The sequence below is a fragment of the Aeromicrobium sp. CTD01-1L150 genome (genome assembly GCF_041951745.1).
In the GTDB taxonomy this organism is placed as follows: domain Bacteria; phylum Actinomycetota; class Actinomycetes; order Propionibacteriales; family Nocardioidaceae; genus Aeromicrobium.
Genome location: NZ_CP169555.1, coordinates 3,067,102 through 3,091,632 on the forward strand (window position 1 = coordinate 3,067,102; position 24,531 = coordinate 3,091,632).

Below are 24,531 nucleotides of genomic sequence, written 5' to 3' on the forward strand. Positions count from 1 at the left end.
GGGACTCACCGGGTTCGGTGAGTCCACTGCAGCAGCCGGTCCACCGGCCAGGTGTTGACGATCCGATCGAGCGGCACCCCGAGGTCCGCGGCGCGGGCGCATCCGTGGTCGAGGAAGTCCAGCTGTCCCGGGGCGTGCGCGTCGGAGTCGATGCTGAACAGGCAGCCCGCCTCCAACGCCAGCCGGATGAGTCGGTCGGGTGGATCGCGGCGTTCGGGGCGCGCGTTGATCTCCACCGCGACGGCGTGCTCGGCGCAGGCGGCGAAGACCCGCTTGGCGTCGAAGGTGCTCTCGGCCCGCCTGCCTCGTGCTCCCTCCACCAGGCGCCCGGTGCAGTGGCCGAGGATGTCGGTGTGCGGGTCCCTGACCGCCTTGAGCATCCGCCGGGTCATCGCGATGCTGTCCGCACGCAGCTTGGAGTGGACGCTGGCCACGACGACGTCCAGCCGTTCCAGCAGTCGCGGCTCCTGGTCGAGCGTGCCGTCGGTGAGGATGTCCGCCTCGATCCCGGTGAGCAGCCGGGTGCCCTCGAGAGTAGCGTCCAGCTCGGCGACGTGCTCGAGCTGGACGACCAGCCGGTCGGCGGAGAGGCCGCCCGCCACGGTCAGGCTGGGCGAGTGGTCGGTGATCGCGAGGTACTCATGGCCCAGCCGCTCGGCGGTTCGCGCCATCGTCTCCAGGGACGATCCGCCGTCCGAGGCGTCGGTGTGGGTGTGCAGGTCACCGCGCACGGCCCCTCGGACCGTCTCGCCGCCCTCGACGAGCGGACCGGCACCGCGTCGGCGCAGGTCCGCCAGGTAGTCCGGGACGTCGCCGGACAGCGCCTGCTCGACCACCTCGGCCGTGCGGGCGCCGATGCCGTCGAGCGAGCGCAGACGACCCTCGCGGGCGAGGCCGGCGACGTCGTCGTGGTCGGCCAGCACGGCGCCCGCGCGACGGAACGCCTCCACCTTGTAGGTCGACGCGCGCTCGCGCTCGAGCCAGAACCCGATCTCCTCCAGCGCCGTGACGGGATCCATGCGTCCATCGTGCACCGTGGTTACGGTGGTCGCATGGTCCGGCGACGCGTCGTGGTGCACGGCAGGGTGCAGGGTGTGTTCTTCCGGGCCCGCTGTGCCGAGCAGGCCGCTGCCGCCGGGGTCACCGGATGGGTGGCCAACCAGCCCGACGGCACGGTGGAGGCCGTCTTCGAGGGCGAGGAGGCTGCCGTGAGCCAGATGCTCACCTGGTGCCACGAGGGGTCCGAGCGCGCCCAGGTCTCCAGCGTCGACGTCCTGGAGGAGCAGCCGGAAGGGCTCACGGGCTTCGACCACCGCTGACCCGCCCGAGTCGGTGCTTCCACAACCGCATGGCCCTTCACCCGGCGATGGGTGTCACAGCAACCGTACGAAGCCGCTTTTGGTTGCTCAGACACCGATCCACCCGCTGACCGTCACTTTCGGTTGCCCAGACACCGATCAGACGGCAGAGCGCGTCAGAAGCCGAGCTTGCGGAGCTGCTTGGGGTCGCGCTGCCAGTCCTTGGCCACCTTGACGTGCAGGTCGAGGTGCACCGGGGTGCCGAGGATCTTCTCGATCTGGGTCCGTGACGTGGTGCCGATCTGCTTGAGCCGTGCTCCCTTGCGCCCGATGACGATGCCCTTCTGGGAGTCCCGCTCCACGTAGACGTGCGCCCGGACGTCGAGCAGCGGGCGGTCCTCCGGACGGCCCTCGCGCGGCACCACCTCCTCGATGACGACGGCCAGCGAGTGCGGCAGCTCGTCGTGGACGCCTTCGAGCGCCGCCTCCCGAATCACCTCGGCGACCAGCGTCTCGGTCGGCTCGTCGGTGAGCTGGCCCTCCGGGTACATGGGCGGGCCCTGCGGCAGGGTGCCGATCAGCAGGTCCGTCAACAGGCCCACCTGGTCGTCGGCGACGGCCGAGACGGGCACGATCTCGCGCCATTGCAGACCGGCCTCGCGACCGGCGGCCTCGATCGCCATCAGGTGTTCGGCGACGCGGTCGGGCCGGACGAGATCGGTCTTGGTGGCCACGGCGATCACGGGCTTACGCCGCAACGCGGCCACCTCGCCGATCAGGAAGCGGTCACCGGGTCCGATCTTCTCATCGGCCGGGAAGCACATCGCGACGGTGTCGACCTCGGCCCACGTGGTGCGCACGAGGTCGTTGAGCCGCTCCCCGAGCGTGGTGCGTGGCCGGTGCAGTCCAGGGGTGTCGACGATGACCAGCTGCGCCTCCTCACGGTGCACCAGACCTCGGATGGCGTGCCGCGTGGTCTGCGGCTTGGAGGAGGTGATCGCCACCTTCTCGCCGACCAACGCATTGGTGAGCGTCGACTTGCCGGCGTTGGGCCGGCCCACGAAGCATGCGAAGCCGGAACGGAACGTGCTCACGTGGCGAGTGTCCTCTCCGGTGTGCCGGCAGCATCGGCGACGACGACCGGAACGCCACCGCCCCCGAGGTCACGCACCGCGGCGACGTCCGGATCGGCGCCCGGCGCGCCACCGACCACCGCGGCGGCCTCCAGCCCCGCGGCGCCCGACGAGACGGCCATCGCGACCGCGAGGTCGAGGGCCTCCAGCGCCAGCGACGGCAGGGCGACGGAGGCGGCCGCGTAGGTGCGGCCGTCGAGGTCACGCACGGCCGCGCCGCAGGCCGCACCCGTGCGCGCTCGAGACGCCCTGGCCAGGGTGATCAGCTTGGTGTCCTCAGGTGTCAGGTCCATGTCCGGCTCCTTCACTCACGGTGTCGCGCTCTTCGTCGTCCTCGGGGGTCTCGGCCCGCCACACCTTGACGCGACCGACGCGGTTGCGCCGCCCGGACGGCGCCTCCGCGCGCAGCACCAGACCTGCCACCTCGACCTCGCTGCCCGGGATCGGGACCTTGCCGAGGTGCTTGGCGACGAGCCCACCGACGGAGTCGACGTCGTCGTCGTCCAGCTCCAGGTCGAACAGCTCGGAGAGGTCGTCGATGTCGTAGCGGACGCTGACCCGTACGACCCCGTCGGCCAGGTGCTCGGCCTCGTCGGGCTCGGAGTCGTACTCGTCGGTGATCTCACCGACGATCTCCTCCAGGATGTCCTCGATCGTGACCATGCCCGACGTGCCGCCGAACTCATCGACGACGACGGCCACGTGCGTGCGCTGCGCCTGCATCTCGCGCAGCAGGTCGTCGGCGTGCTTGGTGTCCGGCACGAACAGCACCGACCGCATGATCGACTCCACCCGCTCGGTGGACTCGGCCTGGTGGTTGTCGAAGACACGCTTGGTGAGGTCCTTGAGGTAGGCCATGCCCAGCACGTCGTCGAGGTTCTCGCCGATGACGGGCACGCGGGAGTAGCCCGATCGCAGGCACAGTGACATGGTCTGGCGCAACGTCTTTCCCGCCTCGATGAAGACCAGGTCGGGGCGCGGGACCATGACCTCACGGACGATCGTGTCCCCGAGCTCGAAGACCGACTGGATCATCTTGGACTCATCGGTCTCGATCACCGACGTCGCGGCCGCGAGGTCGACCAGCTCACGGACCTCCACCTCCGAGGCGAACGGCCCCTCACGGAAGCCTCTGCCCGGGGTGAGCGCGTTGCCGATGAGGATCAGCAGCTTGGGCAGCGGACCGAGCAGTGCGGTGAGCACCACGGCCGGTCCTGCCGAGGCGAGGGCGATGGCCTCGGCGTTCTGGCGGCCGAGGGTGCGCGGGCCCACACCGATGAGGACGTAGGAGACGACCGCCATGATGGCCACGGTGATGCCCAGCTGCGCCCACAGGCCCTCGACGTGGTCGGCCACGACGATGGCCACGAGCACGATGCTCGCCGTCTCGCACAGCACCCGCAGCAGCAGCACCGAGTTGAGCACGCGGGCCGGGTCGTCGATGATGCCCACGAGCCGCTGGGCTCCGGCATGGTCGTTGCGGGCGAGCTCGTCGGCCCTGGCCCGGGAGAAGGAGGAGAGCGCGGCGTCGACGCTGGCGAGCAGTCCGGCGACGGCGGCGAGCAGCACCGACCCGATGATCGCCTCGGTCACGTCAGCCTTCCCTCGGACTCGACGTCCTCCCCGGCCGCCGTACGGTGCCACTCCAGCAGTAGCCGGCCCTGGATGCCGAACATCTCGGCGTGCTCCTCGGCGGTGGCGTGGTCGTAGCCCAGCAGGTGCAGGATGCCGTGGGTGGTGAGCAGCTCGATCTCCTCGTGCGTGCCGTGCCCGGCCGCCGGTGCCTGCTGCGCAGCGACCTGTGGGGACAGCGCGATGTCTCCCAGGTAGCCGTGCTCGCCGTCGTCGATCTCGTCGTCGGCCTCGACCCGCCCCGGCGACAGCTCATCCATCGGGAAGGACAGCACGTCGGTGGGGCCCTTCTTGCCCATCCACTGCTCATTGAGCACCGCGATGGTCTCCGGGTCCACCAGGCGCATCGTCATCTCCGTGCCGGGGTGCAGCCGCATGCGACGCATGACGAAGCGGCAGAGCTGGGTCAGGCCGACGACGTCGACATCGGTGCCCGACTCATCGAGGACGTCGACGTTCACGATCTGCTGCACCCGCCTCGTAGGAGTCGTAGGCGGCGACGATGCGGCCGACCAGCTTGTGCCGGACGACGTCGTGCGAGGTGAGGGTGGAGAAGTGGATATCGCGGACGTCGTCGAGGATCTCGCGGACCACCCGCAGGCCGCTCGTGGCACCACCGGGCAGGTCCACCTGGGTGACGTCTCCGGTGACCACCATCTTGGAGCCGAACCCCAGCCGGGTGAGGAACATCTTCATCTGCTCGGCCGTGGTGTTCTGCGCCTCGTCGAGGATGACGAAAGCGTCATTAAGACTCCTTCCGCGCATGTATGCCAGCGGTGCGACCTCGATGACGCCCGACGTGAGCAGCTTGGGGATGGTCTCGGGGTCGAGCATGTCGTGCAGGGCGTCGTAGAGCGGCCGCAGGTAGGGGTCGATCTTCTCGCTCAGGGACCCCGGGAGGTAGCCGAGACGCTCGCCGGCCTCGACCGCCGGACGGGTGAGGATGATGCGTGAGATCTCCTTGGCCTGCAGCGCCTGCACGGCCTTGGCCATGGCCAAGTAGGTCTTGCCGGTGCCCGCCGGTCCGATGCCGAAGACGACGGTGTGCTTGTCGATGGCGTCGACGTACTTCTTCTGGTTGAGCGTCTTGGGCCGGATGGTGCGTCCGCGGTTGGACAGGATGTTCAGGCTCAGGACGTCGGCGGGACGTTCCTGGGTCTCGGTGCGCAGCATCTGGATGGAGCGCTCCACCGTCTCGCGGTTGAGGCTCTGTCCGGTGCGCACGATGGCCACCAGCTCATCGAGCAACCGCTCGATCAGAGCCGCCTCCGCGGGCGGACCGGTGACCGTGACGGCGTTGCCGCGCGCGTGAACATGGGCGCCGAAGGACTCCTCGACGAGGCGAAGGAACTCATCGCCCGGGCCGAAGAGGGAGACGGCGTCGATGCTCGTGGGCACCGTGAAGGAGTGGGGGGCGAAGTCTTCTGTCATGGGTGATGTTGAGTTTACGCGGCAAAGCCGACGGCTGTCGAAGCGATTTCGGCGCGGTGCCGGGCCACAGACGGCGGAGGACCGGCACTCATCCGGGCGGCCAGCCCATGGAGCGCCCGGCCAGGACGTGGGCGTGGCAGTGAAAGACCATCTGGTGGGCGTCGGCGCCGGTGTTGAAGACCAGCCGGTAGGAGCCTTCGGCGTCGTCGGCCACCTGCTTGGCCAGGCGCAGCACACCGGCCGCTGCGTCGGGGTCGGCCTCGACCAGGCTGCCGATGTCGGGCTCGTGCCGGCGCGGGATCACCAGCACGTGGGTCGGCGCCTGTGGCGCGACGTCGCGGAAGGCGTACGCGTGGTCGTTCTCGGCCACAGCCTCGGAGGGGATCTCGCCGTCCAGGATCTTGCAGAACAGGCAGTCACTCATCAGCGGAAGGCATCCTTGATGCGGCCGAAGACCCCGCCACGCTGGGCGTCGCTGACGCGGGCCTCGGGCCGTTCCTCGCCCCGGGCCTTGGCCAGCTGCTCGAGCAGGGCGCGCTGCTCGTCGTCAATCCGGGTGGGGGTCTCGACGATCACCTCGACCACCAGGTCACCGCGGCCCACGCCCCGCAGCCGGGGCACACCCTGGCCGCGCACCGTGAGCTGGTCGCCGGACTGGGTGCCGGGGCTGATGTCCAGGCCCACGACGCTTGCGTCCTCGTGGTCGGTGACGTCGGCCTCCAGCGTGGGCAGGTCGACGTGCACGCCGAGCGCCGCGGCCGCCATCGGGACGGTGACCTGGCAACGGAGCCGGTCGCCCTCGCGCGTGAAGACCGGGTGCGGGTTGACGTTGATCTCCAGGTAGAGGTCACCGGCCGGACCGCCACCGGGACCGACCTCGCCCTCACCGGACATCTGGATCCGGGTCCCCTGGTCGACGCCTGGCGGCACGGTGACGCTGAGCGAGCGACGCGACCGGACCCGGCCGTCGCCGCCGCACTCCTGGCAGGGATCGGGGATGACGGTGCCGAACCCGTGGCAGGTCGGGCAGGGACGCGACGTGCGCACGTTGCCGAGCGGCGTGCGCTGTACGTGCTGGACGTCGCCATGGCCGTGGCAGGTCCCGCACGTGACGGGCTCGCTGCCCTCGGCCCCGCCGCGGCCCTGGCACGTCTGGCACGTGACGGCCGTGTCGACCTTGATCTCGTGTGTGACGCCGAATGCCGCCTCGGCAAGGTCGACACTGAGCCGCAGCAGGGCGTCCTGGCCGCGCTGCACGCGCGAACGCGGACCGCCGCGCCCGCCGCCCTGGCCGAAGAAGGCATCCATGATGTCGTCGAAGCTGAAGCCCTGGCCGAAGCCGCCGCCCATGCCGCCGCCCTGGGCCATCGGGTCGCCGCCGCGGTCGTACACGCTGCGCTTCTGCGGGTCCGACAACACCTCGTAGGCCGTGGTGGCCTCCTTGAAGCGGTCGGCGGCGTCGGGCGCGTCGTTGACGTCGGGATGCAGCTGACGGGCGAGCTTGCGGTAGGCCTTCTTCAGCTCGTCGTTGCCGGCGTCGCGGTCGACACCCAAGAGTGCGTAGTAGTCCTGTGCCATGTGTGTGAATGGTCCTCTCAGTCGTCGGCGAGGATGCGCCCGACGTAGCGGGCGACGGCACCGACGGCGGCCATGGTTCCGGGATAGTCCATGCGGGTGGGGCCCAGCGTGCCCAGCGTGGCGAGCGCCTGATCCTGCGACCCGTAGGCCGAGGCGACCACGGCGGTGCCGCTCAGGCTGTCGTTGCCGGTCTCGACCCCGATGCGCACCGTGGGGTCGGCCGTGGCCTCCCCCAACAGCTTCAGGAGCACGACCTGCTCCTCGAGTGCCTCCAGGACGGGGCGGATGGCGACATCGAAGTCGCCCCCGAACCGCGCCAAGTTGGCCGTGCCACCCACCGCGACCCGCTCGTCGGAGCGTTCGTTGGAGAAGACCTGCGTCAGCGTGGTGACCACCGACGTGATGATCGGTCGGTCCTGCGCGGCGAAGGTGCCGATGATCTCCGCGAGCCGCAGCGAGGCCTCCGGGAGGCGCTGGCCGACGGTGGCGCCGACCAGACGTCCCCGCAGGTCGGTGAGCAGGTCCTGCTCGAGGGTGCGCTCGAGCTCGACGATGCGCTGCTCCACGCGACCGCTGGAGGTGATGACCACCAGCAGGACGCGCGCGTTCTCCAGCCCGACGACCTCCACGTGCCGCACCGTCGAGCGCGTGAGGGAGGGGTACTGGACGATCGCGACCTGGTTGGTGAGCTGGGCGAGCACCTTGACGCTGCGCTGCACCACGTCATCGACGTCGACGGCGCCGGTCAGGAACGTCTCGATGGCGCGCCGCTCGGGGGCCGAGAGCGCCTTGACCGAGGAGAGGCGGTCGACGAAGAGTCGGTACCCCTTGTCCGTGGGCACCCGCCCGGCACTGGTGTGGGGCTGCGCGATCAGGCCGTCGTCCTCCAGCACCGCCATGTCGTTGCGGATGGTGGCCGGTGAGACGTCCAGGTGATGGCGTTCGACCAGCGAACGCGAGCCGACCGGCTCCTGGGTGGCGACGTAGTCCTCCACGATCGCGCGCAGGACGTCGAGACGTCGTTCTTCTGCCGTCATGAGTCCTCTCCTCTCCGCGCGTCGTCTGGCACTCGCTTGGGCCAAGTGCCAGTCTAACGAGGTGCCTGAGATCTCTGTCGCCGACGATGCCGTCATCGTCACGGGGACCGAACGAACCCTGTCCCACCGGCCCCGCGAGGTCCGCCTGGACGACGGGACCACCGTCGTCCACGAGTCCCGCGGTGGCACCCTCAGCTCGGCCTGGGCCGCCGACCTCGGCGGAGTCTTCGTGGAGGTGGTCCACGTCGGAGACGGCCCTGAAGGCGGCGAGCTCGTGCTCGTCGTCCAGGAACACGACGTCGTCTCCCTCGGTGACCTCTACGCCGCCGAGCCGCCCAGCCAGGTGCGTCCCGCCTGGCCGCAGGCGCTCGACCTGGCGGTCGGCCTGATGGGTGAACGCACTCGCGTGCTGACCTCGGCCGGCGAGGTGTCACGCGCCGACGTGGAGGACTTCCACCAGCGACTCCTGGGGGTGCTCCATGGGTGATGGGCCCCGGAGCGGCAGCGACCGATACGGCACAGACGTGCTGGCCGGCGACTGGCGCACGCCACCGCGGGGACGCACCACTGACCAGACGGCCGACAAGGGTCTGGTCGTCGAGGATGCATCCAGCGGGTTCTGTGGTGAGATCGTCGGCGTCGAGCGTGACCTCGGCACCGTGACGCTGGAGGACCGGCGGCTCCGCCGCAAGACCTTCGAGCTCGGCCCGGGGTTCCTGCTGGAGGGACGTCCAGTCTCGCTCGTCGCCCCGGCTCCCAAGACGCCCAAGGCTCCGACTCGTTCTGCGTCAGGCTCCCGGCTGGTGAGCGACCACCGGGCCAAGGTCGCCCTGCCCAGCCGCATCCTCGTGGAGGGCAAGCACGACGCCGAGCTCGTCGAGAAGGTCTGGGGCCACGACCTGCGGGTCGAGGGCGTCGCCGTAGAGATGCTGCACGGCGTCGACGACCTGGTCGGCGTCGTCGAGGAGTTCTCCCCCACGGCCGACCGACGGCTGGGGATCCTCGTCGACCACCTGGTGCCGGGTTCCAAGGAGTCCCGCATCGCCGAGCAGCTCTCGGGACGGGCCCACGTCCTGGTGGTCGGCCACCCCTACGTGGACGTGTGGCAGGCGGTCAAGCCCCATCGGCTCGGCGTCGAGGAGTGGCCGAGCGTGCCCCGGTCCGTGGAGTGGAAGCGCGGTGTCTGCGCAGCGTTCGGGTGGCCGCACGAGAACCAGGCCCATATCGCCCGGGCTTGGCAGTACATCCTGTCGCGGGTGGACTCCTGGACCGACCTGGAGCCGGAGTTCCTCGGCCGCGTCGAGGAGCTCATCGACTTCGTCACCGCGCCCGCCTGAGGTCCCGACCCCATCGGGGCACCTGGACGATGCATCAGGGGACGATGCATCAGGGCAGGAGCTCTCGGACCACCGCATCAGCCAGCAGCCGGCCCGACCGGGTGAGGACCACTGAACCCTCTGCCAGGACGCACAGGCCACGACGCTCCAGGTCGGCGGCAACGTCGCGTGCGTCCGCGTCGAGCTGTTCCAGGGCGAGCCCGTCGCGCAGCCGAACCTCGAGCATGACGCGCTCGACGTGGGCGGTCGCGGCATCGATGTCCTCACCGTCGTGCTCGGGAGACTGACCGGCCGTCAGACGCTGCGCGTACGCCGCCGGGTGCTTGACGTTCCACCAGCGCCGGGCGGACGCGTCTCCGTGACGCAGGTGCGAGTGGGCGCCCGGACCGACGCCCCACCAGTCGTCGCCGCGCCAGTACAGAAGGTTGTGCCGGCACCGCGCGGCCTCGCCGGTGGCCCAGTTGGACAGCTCGTACCAGCCGAGCCCGGCCGCGGTAAGGAGATCGTCGGCCAGGAGGTACTTGTCGGCCGTCTCGTCGTCGTCAGGCATCGTCACCTCGCCGCGCCGCACCTTGCGGGCGAAGGCGGTCCCGTCCTCGACGATCAGCGCGTAGGCGCTGACGTGGTCGGGCTCGAGCGCGACCGCCGCCTCCAGGCTGGTGCGCCAGTCGTCCATCGACTCCCCCGGCGTGCCATAGATGAGGTCCACGCTGACCTGCTCGAACCCGGCCTCACGCGCCCACTGCACCGCCTGTGGAACCCGCTCCGGGTCATGGGTGCGATCCAGTGTCGCGAGGACGTGCGGCACGGCTGACTGGACCCCGAAGGAGATCCGGTTGAACCCGCCGGCCCGCATGGTCGCGAGGGACGCCGGGGTGACGCTGTCCGGGTTGGCCTCGCTCGTGACCTCGGCGTCCGGCGCCACCGCGAGCTCGTCGTCGATGGCCCGCACGATGCGCACGAGGTCCTCAGCGGGCAGCTGCGTGGGCGTCCCCCCACCGAAGAACACCGTCTCGACGGGGCGTGGCCCCACCGTGGCGGCCATCCGTCGAACCTCGGCCACGGCGGTGTCGGCGTAGGAGGCACGCGTGGCCCCCTCCCCCAGCTCATCGGCCGTGTAGGTGTTGAAGTCGCAGTAGCCGCACCGTACGGAGCAGAACGGCACGTGCACGTACACGCCGAAGCGGCCATCGGCCGCGGGAACGTCGAGGGGCCGGACGTCAGCAACGTCCGGCCCCTCGTCAGCGTTCACTCAGTCAGCGTAGAAGGAATCCAGCAACGCCTTGTTGTTGGCCTCCACGACGTTGCGCTTGACCTTCATGCTCGGCGTGATCTCACCGGACTCGACCGACAGGTCGTCGTCCAGGACGGCCCACTTCTTGATCGTCTCCCACTGGTTGAGGCGCGAGTTCAGCTCCTCGATCTGCCCGGAGATGATCTCCTGGATCTGCGGGGACCGGACGACCTCGGTGTAGGACTTGCCGCTCATGCCGTTGGCCTCGGCCCACTCCGCCACGGCGTCGGGATCGAGCGTGATGAGCGCGGAGCAGAAGTTGCGCTCGCTGCCGTGCACGACGATCTGGCTGGTCAAGGAGCTGATCCCCTTGAAGATGCCCTCGATGTGCGGCGGGGCGACGTACTTACCGCCGGAGGTCTTGAACAGCTCCTTCTTGCGTCCGGTGATGAACAGGAAGCCGTCCTCATCGACGCGACCCTCGTCGCCGGTGTGCAGCCAGCCGTCCTCGGTGACCGTCGTGGCGCTCTCGGACTCCAGGTTGTGGTAGCCGCCCATGACGCCGGGGCCCTTGATGAGGATCTCGCCGTCCTCGGCGACGCGGGCCTCGGTGCCCGGCATGGGCAGTCCCACCGAGCCGAGCTTGAAGGCGTCGGGGTGGTTGACGAAGGAGCCGGCCGAGGACTCCGTGAGGCCATAGCCCTCGAGGATCAGCACTCCCGCGGAGTGGAACCACTCGGCGATGTCGGAGGACAGGGCGGCGGCCCCGGAGATGAAGAAGCGGACCCGGCCGCCGAAGCGGTCGCGGATCTTGCTGAAGACGAGCTTGTCGGCGACGGCGTGCTTGGCCTTCAGACCGACACCGATCGAACGACCCTCACGCTGCGCCTTGGAGTACTCACGGCCGACGCCCTCGGCCCAGCGGAAGATCTTGAGCTTGGCGCCGCCCTCCTCCTCCATCATGCCCACGATGCGGCCGTAGGCCTTCTCGAAGATGCGGGGTGCCGCACCCATGAAGGTGGGCTTCACGATGGCGAGGTTCTCCACGATCTTGGGCACGCGGCCGTCGATCGCGGCCGGGAACCCGACCTGCAGCTGGGTGGTGAGCAGCACCTTGCCGAAGGAGTGCGCCATCGGCAGCCAACGGAACTCCAGATCGTCGATGCTCAGGAATCCGCCCGCGGCGATGGCCGCGCCCTCGTACGTCCAGCCGTCGTGGCTGAGCCGGACGCCCTTGGGCCGGCCGGTGGTCCCGGAGGTGTAGATGAGGGTGGCGAGGTGGCCGGGCTCGATCGTCGCGACGCGATCCTCCACGGCTGTGGGGTTGGCGGCGAGGTGCTCGGCGCCCAGTGCCTCGAGGTCGGTGAAGGAGATGATCCAGTCGCCGTCGTTGAGCGTGCTGTCGAACGTCACCACCTTGATGACGTCGGGGAGCTCGGACTTCTTGGCCTTCAGCTTCTCGACCTGCTCGTCGTCCTCGGCGAAGACGATGCGGCTGGCCGAGTCGGACAGGATGTAGACCTCGTCGTCGACCGTGGTGGTGGGGTAGACGGTGGTGGTGGCGGCGCCCGCGGCGTTGATGGCGAGATCGGCGAAGATCCACTCGTAGCGGGTGCCCGAGACGATCGCGACGCGGTCCTCGGGCTCGATGCCGAGCGCGAGGAGCGCGGCGGCGAGCTTGGTGACCTCGTTCCCGGTCTCTGACCAGGTGAGGGAGTGCCAGTTCTCATCGGCGTCGGGGAAGCGGTAGGCCTCGCGGTTCGGTGAGGCAGCGACGCGGTCGAAGAACATCTGCGCGACGTTGGAGGCGCGATCCTCGACGAGCTGGAGTTGTTCAGGGGTGGCGGTGGTCGGCATGGACGTCCTTCACATGTCGGCGCGTAGGGGGTGTGGTGCGGCTCACCCTAACCTACTCGCCGGTCACGTCGCAGGGCGTGGCCCGGTGATCAGCGGACCTCGTGACACCTGTCACGTCCGTTCCTCAGTGCTTGGGCAGTGCTGCGATCTTGCCCTGGATCTTGGCCGATGCGCGAGGCTCGGCCGCCAACGACGCGAGCAGCTCACGGCGGGTCGTCAGCGCACGGAAGGTCAGGCCGACGGTGAGGTCGTGGTCGCGCCGCTCGACCACGACGACGGGGTCGCCGGCCGAGAGCGTTCCTTCCTCCACGACCCGCAGATAGGCACCGGGCACGCCGTGCTCGGCGAAGCGTCTGACCCACCTCGGCTCCCCGAGGAAGCCCTGGAAGACCGAGCACGGGATGCGGACGTCGCTGACCTCCAGCACGACCGAGCCGATGCGCCATCGCTCGCCGATCCGCGCTCCCTGCACGTCGAGGCCGCGCGTGGTGAGGTTCTCCCCGAACTGGCCCGGGCGGAGGTCACGGCCGAGCAGCTTCGCCCATGCTGCGAGGTCCTCGGCGGCGTAGACGTAGACAGCCTGGTCACGACCGCCGTGATGCTCCAGGTCGGCGATCTCGTCGCCCTCGACGCCGAGCGTACGGACCCGCACCGGGCCCGACGTCGGCCGTTTGTCGATCGCCGAGCGCTTGAGCGATCCCCATGGCACGTCACGGGTCGTCCCGATGTTGACCGACTCGACGGTTGCCGCCACGCCGAGCAACCCTACAGGCAGGCACTGTCTCCTCAGGCGGACTCAGGCCCGTCCTGCGACGAAAGGTCGGTGGACACAAGTTGCGGCGGGACGGGCTCTCCCTTCTCCGCCTCCCGAAGGCGGGGAGGCTTGGCCACCCATTCCTTGAGCCCTTGAACAACCTCGGCATAGAACCTGTCCAGCGAGTCAAGGACCGAGTCGATGAAGGCCCCCTGCCCCCGTCCCCGCTTGCCACCCATCGGAACGGACAGGGCCACGCGGAATGACTTCATCTCACGGTTGGGATCACCGGTCAACAACTCCGGTTGCTCTCGCACTGCGCTCAAGAGCTCCGCCGCGACGCTCCCCCTCGCCCGGGTTTGGAAGACCTCGATCCGGAGATCACCAGGGGCTTCCTTCAGCTGCCGCACCAGCCAATTCACACGCGTCTTGGCCCGCCCCTCACGAGGTGCCTGAATGTCGACGTACCAGGTCACCTTGTTCGCCCGCAGGTCCGCGACGAGGTACAGGGGCCCCAGGGCATGGGGGATGCGCACGGCACCACTCAGCTGGCCCTTCTCCACCAGCTGACCAACCATTGCTGTCACCCGTGTGCCCGGATCAGCCAGTTCCGCCCTGCTCAGGTGCTGAGTGACGTCGGCACCCAGCTTCTGGCCAAGGGCCAGGCTCGCATAGCGCAGCAAGGCGTCGAAACGCGAGACGATCTCCGGCGCGTACGAGTCGTTCGAACGCAAGGTTCCAGCGTGGACCGCGTCCCGAACTCCCACCCATTGTTGTCCCATGTCGTCCAGCTGGAGCGCTCCCGACCGGTCATGCTCCAGGTACCGAACGAGCTCACCCAGAATCCATGCTTGCTCTGGGTCTTCGATTCCGCGGTGTTCCTTCTGCATGATTGCTGCGGAAAGCACATAGGTCCAGGACCAATGGTGCATCGCGACCTTGCGGAGCTTTCGCTTGTCGACCTGGATCGGATGATGGCCGGGAATCGAGACGAGCTCGTTGCTGATCGTGATGAGGGCGTCGAAGCCTTGGCTGCGCGCGATGTCGAGGTACCGCTCAAGCTGTCCGGCTTCCAAGAAGTTCTTCCCCGTTTTCACCTCCACAAGCGCAGTCCATTCCTTCTGACCACGCGTCACCCGGATCAGCCCGTCGGGGTAGAACTTTGAGTCCCCCGCCTCGAAAGGAACTTCGATGTAGGTCGCCGCCTTCCCGGAAGGGGCGCCTAGCTTGCTCAACAGCGACTTCGAGAACTCAGGCACTACACCCAGAACCGCCAGGAGCGCCGAGGTGGCGCGCCGTTCCTGTTCCTGCTTCCCGTTGATGCCCGACGTCGGGATCAGACGAGCTTCGTGCCAGGTTTCCTCGGACATGCCGCTCCCTTGTCGGTGAACGCGACACCTTACGTCGATGCCGGACCAGTCACACGAAATTCAGCCAATCCAGGTCAGGTCGCGCACAGCGCACAGGCTCCTGAGCGCCCGTTCGCCGATCCGGTCCGTGGCAATCGCTCTCTCAGGATGGCTCATCCGGCGTGGTGAGGATGCGGACCGCCACCTGCTCGTTGGCACGACTGTAGGCAATGTACTCATACGTCAGACCGGTGCGTTCCACGTGCTCCGCCCAGGCCTGGAACTCACCGGACTCCCAGTTCTGGTGGTTGAAGTACTCATCGAAGACGACGATCGAACCGGGCCGCAGGCGCGGACCAACGGCCTCCAGCACCGTCACCGTCGCGTTGTAGAGGTCACAGTCGACGTGGAGAAGGTCGACCTGTCCGGGATGCTCCTGCAGGAAGCCTGGCAAGGTGTCCTCGAAGAGCCCCACGACGAGCTCGACCCCGTCGATCTCGGGAAGCTCCTCCACGCTGAACATGCCTTCGGGGAAACCGGGCCGCCACGCCTCCGGGAGGCCGGAGAACACGTCAAACCCGTAGACGACCTCCTCGCGCATCTCGGCCACGATGCGCACCGTCCTGCCCGAGGCCACCCCGAACTCCAGAGCCAGGCCCCCCGTCGGCGCCGCTTCCACGGCATGACGGAGGGTCTCGTGCGGTGACGGCAACGCCTTCGCGTGCAAGAAGTGGGCACCGACGTACTCGGCGCTGGACTCGACGGCCGCTCGATCAGCGGCGGCGTGGAGGTCCCGACGCTGACGGGTCTCGAACTCCACGACCCGACGCTGCAGTGCCGCCGTCTGCTCGGTGAGCTTCGCGACCTCGCCACGCAGTCCCCTCGCGATGTCCAGGGACTCGCGCACCTCGGCGGCCTGAGCCTCGTTCGCCTCGAGAACGGCCCGGATCAGACGATCACGCGCACTTCGTTTCACTCGCTCCAGCATCGCTCCCGCTTCCGTCCACAGATGGTGTGCGTCAGCCTAGTGCCAGGCCGAGAGCACCGGAGCCGGAACCCGAAGGAGCCGTCCTCAGGACCTGGTGCTCGTCTCCCCCGTCGAGAGAGCGGCGATGAAGGCCTCCTGGGGGACCTCGACGCGCCCCACCATCTTCATGCGCTTCTTGCCCTCCTTCTGCTTCTCCAGCAGCTTGCGCTTGCGGCTGATGTCGCCGCCGTAGCACTTGGCGAGGACGTCCTTGCGGATGGCACGGATGTTCTCGCGGGCGATGATGCGCGCTCCGACGGCAGCCTGGATCGGCACCTCGAACTGCTGGCGCGGGATGAGGTCCTTGAGCTTGCCGGCCAGCGCGACGCCATAGGCGTAGGCGGAGTCACGGTGCACGATCGCGCTGAAGGCGTCGACGATCTCGCCCTGCAGCAGGATGTCGACCTTGACGAGGTCCGACGACTGCTCCCCCGCCGGTTCGTAGTTCAAGGAGGCATAGCCCTTGGTGCGGCTCTTCAGGGCGTCGAAGAAGTCGAACATGATCTCGCCCATCGGCAGCGTGTACCGGATCTCGACCCGGTCCTCGGACAGGTAGTCCATGCCACCGAGCTGCCCGCGGCGCGCCTGGCAGAGCTCCATGATGGCGCCGATGTACTCCGACGGCGCCAGCACCGTGGCCGAGACGACGGGTTCGTGCACGGCGGCGATCTTGCCGTTCGTCGGGTACTCGCTGGGGTTGGTGACGACGTGCTCGCTGCCGTCCTCCAGCTCGACCCGGTAGACGACGTTGGGGGCGGTGCTGATCAGGTCGAGGTTGAACTCGCGCTCCAGCCGCTCACGCACGATCTCCAGGTGCAGCAGCCCGAGGAAGCCGATGCGAAAGCCGAAGCCGAGTGCACCGGAGGACTCCGGCTCGTAGACGAGTGCGGCGTCGTTGAGCTGGAGCTTCTCCAGCGCGTCGCGCAGCGTCGAGAAGTCGTCGCCGTCGATCGGGTACAGCCCCGAGAAGACCATCGGACTGGGGTGCCGGTAGCCGCTGAGCGGCTTCTCGGCCCCCGAGCTGTTGGACGTGACGGTGTCGCCGACCCGGCTCTGGCGCACCTCCTTCACCCCGGTGATGAGGTAGCCGACCTCCCCGACGCCGATCTCCTGGGCCTTGACGGGCTCCGGGGAGATGACACCGACCTCGAGCATCTCGTGCACCGCGCCGGTGGACATCATCTTGATCTTGTCGCGGTGGCTCAGCTTGCCGTCGACGACGCGGACGTAGGTGACGACACCGCGATAGGTGTCGTAGACGGAGTCGAAGATCATGGCCCTGGGCGGTGCGTCCGCGTCGCCCTCCGGCGGGGGGACCTCGTCGACGATGAGGTCCAACAGCTCCCCGACGCCCTGACCGGTCTTGGCCGAGACGCGCAGGACGTCGCTCGGATCCCCGCCGAGGATGTGCGCCAGCTCCTCGGCGTACCTCTCCGGCTGGGCGCCCGGGAGGTCGATCTTGTTGAGCACCGGGATGATGTGCAGGTCCGCCTCCATCGCCAGGTAGAGGTTGGCGAGGGTCTGCGCCTCGATCCCCTGGGCAGCGTCGACCAGCAGGATCGCTCCCTCGCACGCTTCCAGCGACCGGCTCACCTCATAGGTGAAGTCGACGTGTCCGGGGGTGTCGATCATGTTGAGCACGTACTGCGTGCCCGCATCCTGGCCACCGGCCTTGGTGTACGGCATCCGCACGGCCTGGCTCTTGATGGTGATGCCGCGCTCACGCTCGATGTCCATGCGGTCGAGGTACTGCGCCCTGGCGGCACGCTCATCGACGACGCCGGTGAGCTGGAGCATGCGGTCGGCGAGGGTCGACTTGCCGTGGTCGATGTGCGCGATGATGCAGAAGTTGCGCAGGATCGACGGCGGCGTGGCTCCGGGCAGCGGCGCAGCGCCAGATGGCGAGGTAGGCGTCATGGTGGGCCCATCTTCCCATCCGGGCGGCGTCGGCTCCTACCAGGCGTAGGCGAGCACGACGTTCAGCACCACGAGAGCCGCCACGACGTGCGCCATCGGGTTGGGCGCACCCCTCTTGCGGGTGGAGTGCGCCAGCCCGACGGCGACCAGGGCCACCACGAGCTTGACCGCCACCTTGAGGTTGTTCGGGTCGTCCACGGCGTCACTGGCCGAGGCGATACGGTGAGCGCGATGCCGAGCAGGAAGGCCACCGTCAGTCCGTGCGACATGAAGCCGTTGACGGCCGGGCCCTTGATGTCCTTGACGTAGCCGAGCAGGACGACCGCCCATGCGGCGACGTGGATCCAGACCAGGATGTCGTACAGCGTGTCCATGCCCGGCACTCTACGACGGGCCGTCGTAGACGATCCCGGTGAGGATGCCCTCACCTGGGTCCGGCGCCGAGCACGTCAGACCTGAGTACGGGGGCTTGGGAGTACGGGGATTTGGGGCACCGGCGAGGCCGCTGGTAGAGTGGCCGATCGCGTGCCTGTCGGCATGCCCACACACTTTTTCACTGCAAGCACGAGAGAACAGGTCAGCCACGTGGCGAACATCAAGTCGCAGGTCAAGCGCAACCGGCAGAACGAGGCAGCGCGCGAGCGCAACAGGTCCGTCCGGTCGACGCTGCGGACCGCGGTCCGTCGCTTCAACGAGGCCGCCGCCAGCGGTTCCGACGACGCCAAGACTCTGGCCGCCGAGGCCACCCGCAAGCTGGACAAGGCTGCGTCCAAGGGCGTCATCCACAAGAACCAGGCTGCCAACCGCAAGTCGGCCATCGCCAAGAAGGCCGCCCAGCTCTGAGTCAGGCACCACACGAGGAACGCCCCCGGTGATCATCGGGGGCGTTCGTCGTTCCTGGGACGTCAGCGGCCGCGGGCAGCCGAGACCTGCAGGACCATGCGCTCCACCGCGAAGGCGGGATCGGACGCGCCGCCCTTGACATCGAGGTCGGCCCGGGCGACGGCGTCCAGCGCAGCGGCCAGCGCGGCCGGGCTCCAGCTGCCGAGCTGACGGCGCATGACCTTGAGCTTGAACGGCGGGACGCCGACGTGGCGGGCGAGATCACCCTGGGCGAGACCCTGGGGTGCATCGGCGAGCCGCGCCAGCGAGCGCAGGCCGGAGGCCACCGCGCTGGTGACCAGCACGGGCGCCACCTTGGCGGTCTCCGCCCAGCGGGCCTGCTCCAGGGCGAGAGCGAGCCGTCCGTCGATCGCGGCGTCGGCGATCTCGTAGCCGCGGACGTCTGCCCGCCCGCCGAAGTAGCGACGGACCACCTCGACGGTGATGTCCGCCCCCTGCTCGACGCTCACCGCGAGCTGGTCGGCGGCGCCGGCCAGGGCCCGCAGGTCCTGACCCACGGAGGCCACGAGCAAGGTGGCCGCCTGCTCATCGATGCGCACCCCGAGGTCACGCAGCTCGGTGGCCACCCACCGCGCGTGGTCGCGCTCGTACTTGGGGGCCTCGTGCTTGACCTCGTGCACCGCCGACTGGGCGCGCAGCTTGTCCAGCAGGCCCTTGCCCTTCTGCCCTCCGCCGTGCACGAGCACGACGGCCGTCTCGGGCGACGGCGCCTTGGCGTACTCCAGCAGCTCGGCCTGCGCGGCATCCGGCAGGTCCTGCAGCTCGGTGATCACCAGGGCGCTGGAGGAGCTGAACAGCGACGGACTGGTGAGCCCGGCGATCTCCCCCGCACCGAGCCCGGTGGCCGTGGCGGTGGCCACCTCGCACTGCGCGTCCTCGCCCGCGATGGCCGCCACGGCCCGCGCCCGGGTGCGCTCGGAGAGGAACTCCGCGTTGCCCGTGATGAGCAGGATCTTGCCGAACGCCGACGCCATGGCGCCAGCCTAGTGACCGGTCCGGACAGTCTGACGACCGCTCGTCGTACTGGTCACCTCACTCGAAGGTCATGTCCGTGGCGCAGGGGGAGTAGAAATCCTCTCCGTCACGCTCAGCCGCCTCGCTCGCAGTCATCCACCCGAGATCCTCCCCGAACCAGTACTCGCCCGGATGGTCGGCGGACGCGGCGACAACCGGCTCCAGGGGCACGCTGCCGCCCCAGAGCCCGATCATCGTGACGGTCTCGTAGTCGGCCAGGTCGAACGATGCGGGCAGCCGCTGCTCGATCTCCAGTGGCTCCGGCGGGTCCTCCTGCAGCTCCTGCACCCAGAACGGTCCGAGCCGGGCTCCGCCGACGTCACTGTCCAGTCGGAGCTCGTCGGAGACTCGCGGCTCGGACGTCCTGAACTTGACGAAGAGCCGCCCCACGTCCTCGCACGGTTCCGCCCCTGTCCACACTGCCAGGTCACCGTCGTCGACGCGCAGGCCAGCCTGGGTCGGCGCGTCAGGCTGCAGGGGGCGCGGCTGCCCGGCAAGGAAGGCCCACAGGACCAAGAATGGCAGGCCGGCCACCACGACACCCGCCACCGCCAGCCACCAGCGACGCCGACCACTGACGGACGACGACCCGGCGCCGATCAGCACGAGACCGACGACGACACAGACGACGGCGCCGAGACCGAACAGGATCACTCGTAACCACCGTCCGCCAGGCCTGCGTCCTCCTCGAACCAGTTGGTGCCGCCCAGCTTCTCCCAGGCTGCCGCGAGGATGTACTGCTCGAGGAAGCGGCTGTACCCCAAGGCGGCCCACTGCTGGGAGTGCCGCTCCTCGTGGTGGAGGAGACGGTCGAGGTCACGGTCACCGTCGTCACCCGGACGACCCGGGCCGTGGTCGGAGTCGCTGTAGGGCCGCACCCCGCTCTCCACGATGTCCTGCAGCATCTGACGCTCGTCGTCGGGGTTGTCGATGTTGACCATGAAGATGTCACCCCACGCCGTGCCACCCTGGGCGCTGAAGCGACCCTGGAGCCAGTTGCCGCCCAGTCCCATCATGATGGCGTTGGGCGTGGTGACCATGCGGCCGCCGTTGCCATGGACGAACCCGACATCCATGGAGTAGCTCCAGCCGTTGGCACCCTGTCGCTCGATGATGCGCTGGACCTCGGCCGAGGAGTACGGCGTCTCCTCGAAGTCGTTGTCGGTGCGGTGTCCCTCGTCCGCTGTGCCATAGTCGGTCCCGGCGTTGAGGATGTAGGTCATGATGACGGCGTGACGGGCGTCCTCGCCGCTGATGTCGTCGGGCAGCAGGAAGAAGGACTTGCCGTCCGGGTCGATGAACTCCTCCATGTCCTCAAGGACGTCGAAGGACGACGGGTCGACGTCATGGTCGCGGATGATCTCGGTGAGGGTCCGGTAGTCGACGTCGCGTCGCGCGGCGTTGAGGAGCCACTGGAAGTACCGGTCGTCCTCCTCGACCTCGTGCTCATCGACCAGGCCCGCCGCAATCAAGTCGTTGAGCATCGCCCGCGCCGACGTCTCGGCCCCGTTGGCCAGGGCTCGTTCCCGCTCACGGTCAGTGAAGGTCAGCTGCGGCCACAGCGTCGCCAAGGCGAAGGGAATGTGCCCCGCCAGGACGAGCTGCTTGACGTTGGCATCGGTCGGACCCTCCTCGAACGTCGAGGCCACCGACTCGGCCGCGTCATCGAGCCTCTCCACCGCCGCCTCGTCCCGCCCCAGCTCCTCGGCCAGGGACTGCAGAGCAGCGGCGTTCTGCCGCGGGTCCTCCGCCGCGTCACGGATCCCGGACGAGTCCACGCCGTGCAGGTCCTGGTAGTCCTGGAAGTTCTCGACCATGACGCTCGTCCCCTGTCAGCTCATCGATCCAGATGCTAGCGGGCTAGCGCTCGGAACCGCCACGCGTCGCCACGCTGAGCCGTCCGTCCCGCACGACGACCGCGAGATCGCCGTCCAGGTCGGTACGCCACCACCTGGCACCCACCTCACGCAGGAGGTCCAACGCAGCCCCGGACGGATGCCCGTACTCGTTGTCCCGCCCGGCGCTGATCGTGACCACCTGCGGCGCGACGGCTGCGAAGAACCGCTCGGACTGCCGGGAGCTGCCGTGGTGAGGCATCTTGAGGACGTCGGCCCCCACCTCGCCGACCTCGCGCAGCAGCGCCTCCTGCCCTGCCGGCTCGAGATCACCGGTGAGCAGGAAGGAGACCCCCTGCGCCTCGGCGAGCAGGGTGAGGCTGGCGTCGTTCGCACCGGAGTCCTCCGGCCCAGCGTCCTGTGACCCAGCGTCCGGCGGTACGGCGTCTCCCGGCGGCGGCCACAGCACCTGCAGGGACCAGGGGCCGGCCCGCAAGGAGTCGCCCGTGGCGAGCGTCCGCTGCTCGTGGCCCGGTGTCTCGACGGCGGAGACACCTACCAGGACCGTGGGCTCCCCACGCCCCTCGACGGCGGCGCCGAAACCCCCGAAGTGGTCGGCGTGGGCGTGGGTCAGCACGACGCCGGCCAGCTCACGAACCCCGAGACCACGCAGGCAGCGGTCGACGGCGGTGCCGTCCGGTCCGGCGTCGACGAGCAGCGCCGAGCGGTCGTCGATCCGCAGGACGGTGGCGTCCCCCTGACCGACGTCGCACGCCGCCACGAGCCAGCCTGGCGGTGGCCAGCCAGGCTGGGGCGGGCGCCACAGCGCGACGGCCAGGCCCAGCACGAGACCCACCATGACGACCGGCCGGTGCGCCCACCTCCACGTCAACCAGCCGACGACCGGCACGAGCGGCACCAGGACCCACCAGTGCGCGGTCCACGGGACGGCAGCACCGTCCAGGCTCGCCGACCAGCGGGCGACCCCGACGATCCAGGTGGAGGACAGGCCGGCGACGGTGCCGAGCAGGCGGCCGCCGAACGGCCACACCAGGTCCACGAGACCGCCGAACAGCCCGAAGACCGTCGCCGGCGCCACGACCGGGCCGGCGAGCAGGTTGGCCGCGACGGCCACGAGCGAGACCTCGTGGGAGATCGCGGCGATCGCCGGGGTGCAGGCGAGCTGGGCGGCGAAGGGCACCGCGATCGCCACCGCGACCCAGTGCGGGAGCCATGACCGCAGTCGGGCCGTCATCGGTGGCGCGATGATGAGGATGCCCGCCGTGGCGCACACCGAGAGGATGAAGCCGACCGTCGTCGAGAGCCAGGGGTCGAGGAAGAGCAGCGCCATGACGGCCACGGCCAGCGCCCGCAGCCCCCCGCGGCCGCCGTAGCCGACGGCGGCGAGCCCGACCAGGCCCATCCCGGCTGCTCGCAGGACGCTCGGCTCGGGCCGGGCCAGCAGGACGAAGCCCACGACACCCACCACACCCACGAGCAGCAGCACCCGCGGTGGCGCACGGGCCGCTCGGGCCAGGGCCAGCACCACCGCCAGCACGATGGTCAGATTGGTGCCCGAGACCGCCAGCAGGTGGGTCAGCCCGGTGCGCCGGAAGTCTTCCTCCACCTCCTCCGGCAGTGCAGCGTCGTCGCCGGCCACGAGCGCCGGGACGAGCGCGGCCTCGGCCGGACCCATGTGGGAGACGGCGTCCCGGATGGCCTGCCGCAGGTGCTCCGAGCCCTCCCACCACCACGACGCCTCGAGCGTCCTGCCACGTTCCAGGGCGTCGAGCGTCGCGGCCTCCCCGACGGCGTCGCTGGGCGCGAGCCGCCCTCGCACGACGACGCGCCGGCCCGTGACGAGGTCGTCGGCCGGCTCGTCGAAGAACACGGTCGCCCGGTCCGAGACGGCCATCGGGCGTCCGTCACCCTCCTGCACCCGCCGCACCACGACTCCCGCCACCGATGACGTGGAGCCGAACCGGGAGAAGGACCGCGCATCCAGGACCACCTTGACCTCGGCGGTGACGATGCGACGCTGCTCGGCCAGCTCCGTCAGCGGCGAGGACTCCACCCCGGCGAGCCGCCAGGCGCACGACGTCGCCACCGCCCCCAGGCAGAGCATGCTGAGCAGGAGCGTGCGAGCCACCGCACCACTGCGACTCAGCACCAGCCCTCGCCCCCACAGCACCCCGGCCGACGTGATGCACGTGAGCGCCACGACGAGCGCGGTGGTGCTGGAGCGGGCGACCAGCAGCACGACGGCCAGCCAGCACAGTGCTGCCGGGGCGACGAGACGTCGGTCGCCCGTCACACCGTCACGCGCTCGCGCAGGTCAGCCAGCGTCTTCTCGCCGATGCCGCTGACCTCCAGCAGGTCGTCGACCGATGAGAAGGAGCCGTTCTCCTCGCGCCACCCGATGATGGCCTCGGCCGTCACCGGACCGACTCCGGGCAGGGACATCAGTTCCTCCTGCGTGGCGGTGTTGAGGTTGACCGGTCCGGGCCCCCCACCACCTCCGGCCCCTGCGCCGGACGAGGGGGCCGGGGGGCCTGCGGCCTCGACTCCCACGAGCACCTGCTCGCCGTCAGTGAGCACTCGGGCGAGATTGAGGGACGTCGTGTCGACCCGGCCCTTGAGCCCCCCGGCCTTCTCGATGGCCTCGTGGACACGGGCACCTGCGGGCAGCACCACGATGCCCGGCTTCTTGACCTTGCCGGCGACGTCGACGACGACCTCCCCCTCCTGGCCTGCCCCACCGTCCGCGTCCGCGTCCGCGTCGGCGTCACCGGACTCCGAGGCCGCGGGCGCGGTGAGGTCGACAGGATCCTCCACGTCGGCCACCCGCGGACGTTCGGCGAGCACCCACCAGGTGAGCAGCACACCAGCGGCGACCGCAAGGGCGGCCACGACCCTCAGGTGCACCGGATGCAGCGCCGGCCGGCGTCGTGCCGTCTCGGCGCGGTGCCCGACCGTGGCGCTGGAGAGGTCGTCGGCGGTGGCCTCACCGACGGCAACGCTCGACGACGGCGGGTCGGCGGAGGCGAGGAAGGATGCGTTGAGCTGGGCGAGGCGACGACGAGCGACCTCCGCGCGCGTCTCGCCGGCCTCGGTTGGCTGTTGTCCCCTCACATCTCGACGCTAGAGCGATCCGTCCCCTGGTCGGCCGGTATCGACGAGCCCTGTGGACGAGCC

At 69.5% G+C, this 24,531-nt stretch carries 25 protein-coding genes; 4 read left to right on the top strand and 21 right to left on the bottom strand.

Annotation, left to right across the window (positions count from 1 at the left end; translation table 11 throughout):
* Positions 1–5: 5 nt before the first annotated feature.
* Positions 6–1,019 (bottom strand): PHP domain-containing protein, encoded by a 1,014-nt coding sequence (locus ACEVFP_RS15185; protein ID WP_375000279.1) that lies wholly within the window; start codon positions 1,017–1,019, stop codon positions 6–8.
* A gap of 33 nt (positions 1,020–1,052) precedes the next feature.
* On the opposite strand from ACEVFP_RS15185, the gene ACEVFP_RS15190 reads away from it, so the two are divergent.
* Positions 1,053–1,319: an acylphosphatase gene (locus ACEVFP_RS15190; RefSeq protein WP_375000280.1), complete on the top strand. Its 267-nt coding sequence runs from the start codon at positions 1,053–1,055 to the stop codon at positions 1,317–1,319.
* 155 nt (positions 1,320–1,474) lie between these two features.
* On the opposite strand, the gene era is transcribed toward ACEVFP_RS15190, so the two are convergent.
* From era to hrcA, 8 genes are all read right to left on the bottom strand, one after another.
* A complete protein-coding gene (gene era, locus ACEVFP_RS15195; RefSeq protein WP_375000281.1) occupies positions 1,475–2,392 on the bottom strand; it encodes a GTPase Era in 918 nt (305 codons plus the stop codon).
* Positions 2,389–2,724, bottom strand: a complete 336-nt coding sequence (locus ACEVFP_RS15200) for a cytidine deaminase (RefSeq protein WP_375000282.1) — start codon at positions 2,722–2,724, stop codon at positions 2,389–2,391. Before ACEVFP_RS15200 ends, era begins: the two co-directional genes overlap by 4 nt.
* On the bottom strand, positions 2,708–4,024 hold the full coding sequence (locus tag ACEVFP_RS15205) for a hemolysin family protein (RefSeq protein ID WP_375000283.1): 1,317 nt from the start codon (positions 4,022–4,024) through the stop codon (positions 2,708–2,710). Before ACEVFP_RS15205 ends, ACEVFP_RS15200 begins: the two co-directional genes overlap by 17 nt.
* Complete coding sequence (ybeY, locus tag ACEVFP_RS15210) at positions 4,021–4,524, bottom strand: rRNA maturation RNase YbeY (RefSeq protein WP_375000284.1); 504 nt, start codon at positions 4,522–4,524, stop codon at positions 4,021–4,023. Before ybeY ends, ACEVFP_RS15205 begins: the two co-directional genes overlap by 4 nt.
* Complete coding sequence (locus ACEVFP_RS15215; protein WP_375000285.1) at positions 4,502–5,494, bottom strand: PhoH family protein; 993 nt, start codon at positions 5,492–5,494, stop codon at positions 4,502–4,504. The genes ybeY and ACEVFP_RS15215 overlap by 23 nt, the downstream gene beginning before the upstream one ends.
* 88 nt (positions 5,495–5,582) lie before the next feature.
* Positions 5,583–5,918, bottom strand: a complete 336-nt coding sequence (locus tag ACEVFP_RS15220; RefSeq protein ID WP_375000286.1) for a histidine triad nucleotide-binding protein — start codon at positions 5,916–5,918, stop codon at positions 5,583–5,585.
* A complete protein-coding gene (dnaJ, locus tag ACEVFP_RS15225) occupies positions 5,918–7,072 on the bottom strand; it encodes a molecular chaperone DnaJ (RefSeq protein ID WP_375000287.1) in 1,155 nt (384 codons plus the stop codon). The genes ACEVFP_RS15220 and dnaJ overlap by 1 nt, the downstream gene beginning before the upstream one ends.
* Positions 7,073–7,089: 17 nt before the next feature.
* Complete coding sequence (hrcA, locus tag ACEVFP_RS15230; protein WP_375000288.1) at positions 7,090–8,109, bottom strand: heat-inducible transcriptional repressor HrcA; 1,020 nt, start codon at positions 8,107–8,109, stop codon at positions 7,090–7,092.
* A gap of 61 nt (positions 8,110–8,170) precedes the next feature.
* On the opposite strand from hrcA, the gene ACEVFP_RS15235 reads away from it, so the two are divergent.
* Positions 8,171–8,596 carry a hypothetical protein gene (locus ACEVFP_RS15235; protein ID WP_375000289.1) on the top strand — a complete coding sequence of 142 codons (426 nt, stop codon included), beginning with the start codon at positions 8,171–8,173 and terminating at the stop codon, positions 8,594–8,596.
* Entirely contained in the window at positions 8,589–9,446 is an 858-nt protein-coding gene (locus ACEVFP_RS15240; RefSeq protein WP_375000290.1) for a DUF3097 domain-containing protein, read from the top strand. Before ACEVFP_RS15235 ends, ACEVFP_RS15240 begins: the two co-directional genes overlap by 8 nt.
* Before the next feature lie 49 nt (positions 9,447–9,495).
* Here ACEVFP_RS15240 and hemW read toward each other — a convergent pair whose 3' ends face one another.
* The 7 genes from hemW to ACEVFP_RS15275 form a co-directional block, all read right to left on the bottom strand.
* Positions 9,496–10,698 carry a radical SAM family heme chaperone HemW gene (gene hemW / locus ACEVFP_RS15245; protein ID WP_375000291.1) on the bottom strand — a complete coding sequence of 401 codons (1,203 nt, stop codon included), beginning with the start codon at positions 10,696–10,698 and terminating at the stop codon, positions 9,496–9,498.
* The gene (locus tag ACEVFP_RS15250) at positions 10,699–12,537 is read right to left on the bottom strand and encodes an AMP-dependent synthetase/ligase (protein WP_375000292.1); all 1,839 of its coding nucleotides are present in this window, start codon (positions 12,535–12,537) and stop codon (positions 10,699–10,701) included.
* A 124-nt stretch (positions 12,538–12,661) separates the two neighbouring features.
* Positions 12,662–13,291 carry an MOSC domain-containing protein gene (locus ACEVFP_RS15255; RefSeq protein ID WP_375000293.1) on the bottom strand — a complete coding sequence of 210 codons (630 nt, stop codon included), beginning with the start codon at positions 13,289–13,291 and terminating at the stop codon, positions 12,662–12,664.
* Between the two features lie 32 nt (positions 13,292–13,323).
* The gene (locus ACEVFP_RS15260; protein WP_375000294.1) at positions 13,324–14,661 is read right to left on the bottom strand and encodes a hypothetical protein; all 1,338 of its coding nucleotides are present in this window, start codon (positions 14,659–14,661) and stop codon (positions 13,324–13,326) included.
* Between the two features lie 142 nt (positions 14,662–14,803).
* On the bottom strand, positions 14,804–15,616 hold the full coding sequence (locus tag ACEVFP_RS15265; RefSeq protein ID WP_375000295.1) for a class I SAM-dependent methyltransferase: 813 nt from the start codon (positions 15,614–15,616) through the stop codon (positions 14,804–14,806).
* Between the two features lie 96 nt (positions 15,617–15,712).
* Entirely contained in the window at positions 15,713–17,584 is a 1,872-nt protein-coding gene (gene lepA / locus ACEVFP_RS15270; RefSeq protein ID WP_375000296.1) for a translation elongation factor 4, read from the bottom strand.
* 36 nt (positions 17,585–17,620) lie between these two features.
* A complete protein-coding gene (locus tag ACEVFP_RS15275; RefSeq protein WP_375000297.1) occupies positions 17,621–17,782 on the bottom strand; it encodes a hypothetical protein in 162 nt (53 codons plus the stop codon).
* Positions 17,783–18,169: 387 nt separating this feature from the next.
* On the opposite strand from ACEVFP_RS15275, the gene rpsT reads away from it, so the two are divergent.
* Complete coding sequence (gene rpsT, locus ACEVFP_RS15280) at positions 18,170–18,427, top strand: 30S ribosomal protein S20 (RefSeq protein ID WP_375000298.1); 258 nt, start codon at positions 18,170–18,172, stop codon at positions 18,425–18,427.
* 62 nt (positions 18,428–18,489) lie between these two features.
* Here the strand turns inward: rpsT and holA are convergent, their stop codons facing one another.
* From holA to ACEVFP_RS15305, 5 genes are read right to left on the bottom strand one after another with little or no spacing between them, the layout of a single operon-like run.
* Entirely contained in the window at positions 18,490–19,461 is a 972-nt protein-coding gene (gene holA, locus ACEVFP_RS15285; RefSeq protein WP_375000299.1) for a DNA polymerase III subunit delta, read from the bottom strand.
* 58 nt (positions 19,462–19,519) lie between these two features.
* Positions 19,520–20,155 carry a hypothetical protein gene (locus ACEVFP_RS15290; protein WP_375000300.1) on the bottom strand — a complete coding sequence of 212 codons (636 nt, stop codon included), beginning with the start codon at positions 20,153–20,155 and terminating at the stop codon, positions 19,520–19,522.
* A complete protein-coding gene (locus ACEVFP_RS15295) occupies positions 20,152–21,318 on the bottom strand; it encodes a hypothetical protein (protein ID WP_375000301.1) in 1,167 nt (388 codons plus the stop codon). Before ACEVFP_RS15295 ends, ACEVFP_RS15290 begins: the two co-directional genes overlap by 4 nt.
* A gap of 43 nt (positions 21,319–21,361) precedes the next feature.
* Entirely contained in the window at positions 21,362–23,650 is a 2,289-nt protein-coding gene (locus ACEVFP_RS15300; protein ID WP_375000302.1) for a DNA internalization-related competence protein ComEC/Rec2, read from the bottom strand.
* Positions 23,647–24,468, bottom strand: coding sequence for a helix-hairpin-helix domain-containing protein (locus tag ACEVFP_RS15305; protein ID WP_375000303.1), 822 nt, complete (start codon positions 24,466–24,468; stop codon positions 23,647–23,649). The genes ACEVFP_RS15300 and ACEVFP_RS15305 overlap by 4 nt, the downstream gene beginning before the upstream one ends.
* Between the last annotated feature and the right edge of the window lie 63 nt (positions 24,469–24,531).